The organism is Nocardia jiangxiensis NBRC 101359, from assembly GCF_000308615.1.
Lineage (GTDB): Bacteria > Actinomycetota > Actinomycetes > Mycobacteriales > Mycobacteriaceae > Nocardia > Nocardia jiangxiensis.
On sequence record NZ_BAGB01000118.1, the window covers coordinates 1 to 1,453 of the forward strand.

General features: G+C 62.3%; 1 protein-coding gene. It reads left to right on the top strand.

From position 1 onward, the window contains the following. Positions 1–41 precede the first annotated feature (41 nt). Entirely contained in the window at positions 42–1,253 is a 1,212-nt protein-coding gene (locus ON40_RS34485) for an IS4 family transposase (RefSeq protein ID WP_040829447.1), read from the top strand. Positions 1,254–1,453: the final 200 nt, after the last annotated feature.

The window sequence follows — 1,453 nt, forward strand, 5'->3', positions numbered from 1 at the left end:
CAATACCGTTCAGTTAATGATTTTGGCGGTATAGTGCGGCGGTGCCGCGGAGTGGTTGGGTCAAGCCGGAGTCGGGTCGTCGTTTGTCGGATTTGGTGTCGGTGGGTTTGTTGACCAGGGTTTTTCCTCCGGATGTGGTGGATGCTGTGATTGCCGAGGCCGGGCGTACCGAGCAGAGGCAGCGGTCGTTGCCGGCGCGGGTGATGGCGTATTTCTCGATCGGGATGGCGTTGCATTCGGAGGGTTCGTATGAGGATGTGTTCGCGCAGCTCACGGATGGTTTATCGTGGACGACCGGATGGGTGCAGTCGTGGTCGCCACCGACGAAATCGGCTATCTTTCAGGCGCGTTCACGGTTGGGGTATGAACCGTTGCGCGATTTGTTCGCCCGCGTCGCGCGTCCTGTTGCCCGCGTGGACACGCCCGGTTCCTGGCTTGCCGGTCGACGATTGGTGGCGATCGATGGAACGTGCGTGGACGTGCCCGACACGCCCGGGAACGCGGAATTCTTCGGGCGACCACCGTCGAGTCGTGGTGAGAAGTCCGCGTTCCCGCAAGCACGGTTGGTCGCGGTAGCCGAGTGCGGCACCCACGCGGTATTCGACGCGGCGATCGGACCGTGCAGCACATCGGAGATCGAGTTGGCCCGGGATCTCGCAGGTCGGCTCGAACCGGGAATGCTGGTGCTCGCCGACCGCGGTCTCTACGGATTCAAGCTGTGGAGTCGAGCCGCCGCAACCGGCGCCGACCTGCTGTGGCGCGTGAAAACGACACTGAGACCACGCCATGTCCAGACACTTGCCGACGGGTCGTGGCTCGCCCGCATCGTCCCGACATCGGGTCTGAACCGTGCGAGCACGCCGCCGTTGAATGTCCGAGTCGTCGACTACACGATCGACGACGGACGCGACAATCCCGAGCAGTATCGACTCCTCACCACGATTCTCGACCCCGACCAGGCCAGTGCGACAGAACTGGCCAGTGCCTACGCGCAACGCTGGGAAATCGAGAGCGTTTTCGACGAACTCAAATCCCATCAGCGCGGGCCACGTGCGGTGCTGCGCTCGAAGTCTCCCGACCTGGTCCAACAGGAAATCTGGGGGCATCTGTGCTGCCACTACGCCATCCGCACCCTCATGCTCGATGCCGCCATCCAGTCCGGGCACGACCCGGATAGGATGTCGTTCGTCGCGGCACTGCGAATCACTCGAAGATCATTGTCGCACAGCTCATTTCCCCCCTCACGACCATGATGCCGCCGCAGGACTGTGGCAGTGCGCCATCACCAAACTCCTGCAACGCCTCAACCCGGCACGCCGCCCACGCGCCAACCCCCGAGTGGTCAAACGCAAAGTCCTCAAGTGGAAAGCCAAACGGTCCCATCACACACACTGGCCACAACCCACCCACGTTCCCCGGATCACAATCCGAAATCCTTAACTGAACGGTATTG